Origin of the sequence: Limnofasciculus baicalensis BBK-W-15 (assembly GCF_024178385.1) — a bacterium.
Taxonomy (GTDB): domain Bacteria; phylum Cyanobacteriota; class Cyanobacteriia; order Cyanobacteriales; family Coleofasciculaceae; genus Limnofasciculus; species Limnofasciculus baicalensis.
In genome coordinates, this window is record NZ_JAMZMM010000637.1 from 1 (window position 1) to 1897 (window position 1897).

Here is a 1897-nt window from a genome sequence, read left to right on the forward strand (position 1 = left end):
AGATAGAGGAATATATACTTGAGGAGGTAAAAGATTTTTTTCAAAAAGTAGAAATAGATTTAGATATTCATAAAGATCAACTTAAGTATCAGAAAATAATTACAGAAAAAGATTTTAAAGATTCTGAGAAAGTTAAGATAAGCTATTTTTATGAAAACCTTTTCTATGACTTAGGTGACCGGGAACCGAATGGTAAACTAAAAGCAAAAATCAAATGGGGTATCACTTTCGATGAAAAATGCGCTCCCATTCATCTAGGGTATGTCGATCCAAGCTTTCGTGGTTACAATAAGAATCTCAAGATACAGTATAAAGATTCCCAAGGTCGTCCGTATCGACGTTATGGCACTATAGACATCAACGGAAGTCCAGTTTTTTACTACATTTATTTTACACTTCAGGAAATATTGGATGTTATTAAGTAAATTTAGGTACGTCAGATGAATGAAACCATTACCATAAGACAATCACTTATGTCAATAGGATAGACCCCTAACAAATCCCTATTTTTGGGGTACGTGGGTGTGTTAGGAAGATGAGGAGATGAGGAGATGGAGAGATGGGGACACAAAGCATTAACCTTTGCCAAGGTCATAGTTTAAACTTCAGAAACAGTTAAGGCATAACCATTAGTCATGAGTGCTGAAATCATTTGTGTGGGAACGGAAATACTACTAGGGGATATTCTCAACAGCAATTCCCAGTTTTTAGCCAGAGAGCTAGCGGATTTGGGCATTCCTCACTACTATCAAACAGTAGTGGGCGATAATCCAACTCGTTTAAAACAGATATTGGCAATCGCCAGCGATCGCTCCGAAATCATCATCTTAACTGGTGGCCTTGGTCCAACGCCAGATGACCTAACCACAGAAACCCTGGCTGACTTCTTTGGCGTGCCGATGGAGGAAAACCTCGATGTACTAGAAGATATTACCCGCAAATTCGCCGAGCGGGGACGACAAATGACTCCTAGTAACCATAAGCAAGCACTAATTCCCAAAGGTGCGGCAATTTTACCTAATCCTAGCGGTACTGCTCCGGGCATAATCTGGCATCCCCGTGCTGGTTTAACGATTATGACTTTTCCGGGTGTCCCCAGTGAAATGCACCTGATGTGGGAGGAAACGGCGGTACCCTATCTCAAGAGTCTGGGTTGGGGTAAACAAATCATTTACAGTCACACTTTGAGGTTTTGGGGTATTGGCGAGTCAGCCTTAGCAGAAAAAGTCGCGCCATTTTTCCACCTCGCTAATCCTACTGTTGCTCCTTATGCTTCTAAGGGGGAAGTGAGATTGCGAGTTTCCGCACGCGCCCCTTCTCAAGCAGAGGCGCAACAGTTAATTCAACCTGTAGTGGAACAACTCATCCAGATTGCTGGCACTGATTATTTTGGTGCAAATACCGATACCTTATCCTCTGTAGTAGGACAATTGTTAAAGGATGCCAACCAAACCATTAGTGTCGCCGAATCCTGTACTGGTGGTGGCATTAGTAGTATGTTAACTAATATCCCTGGTAGTTCTGATTACTTTCTAGGGGGTGTAATTTCATACCATGATTCTGTGAAAACTTCTTTGCTAGGGGTGAAGGCATCACTGTTGGAAAAATGGGGGGCTGTCAGTAAACCCGTGGCCAAGCAAATGGCAGGAGGAGTGCGATCGCTCTTAGGTACGAGTTGGGGACTTAGTATTACTGGAATTGCTGGCCCTGGAGGTGGTACAGAGGCTAAACCTGTAGGTCTAGTTTATATTGGTTTGGCAAAGCCTGATGGTAAGGTGGAATGTTTTAAGTATCAGTTGGGTAAAGATCGCAGTCGGGATGCTATTCGTCATGCTAGCGTCTGTAATGCCCTCGATCGACTTCGGCGCAGGTTAGAGGGGAGTAGGGAGTAGGGAGT

At 43.2% G+C, this 1897-nt stretch carries 2 protein-coding genes; both read left to right on the top strand.

The genetic code is table 11. From position 1 onward, the window contains the following. A partial coding sequence (locus NJ959_RS29020) for a hypothetical protein (RefSeq protein WP_254015230.1) occupies positions 1–425 on the top strand: 425 nt, incomplete at its 5' end. 210 nt (positions 426–635) lie between these two features. Next, the gene (locus NJ959_RS29025; RefSeq protein WP_254015231.1) at positions 636–1892 is read left to right on the top strand and encodes a competence/damage-inducible protein A; all 1257 of its coding nucleotides are present in this window, start codon (positions 636–638) and stop codon (positions 1890–1892) included. The last annotated feature ends 5 nt before the right edge of the window (positions 1893–1897 follow it).

What these genes read in the sequence shown, in the direction of transcription:
- NJ959_RS29025 (WP_254015231.1), top strand. Translation starts at nt 636, where the DNA reads ATGAGTGCTGAAATCATTTGTGTGGGAACGGAAATACTACTAGGGGAT.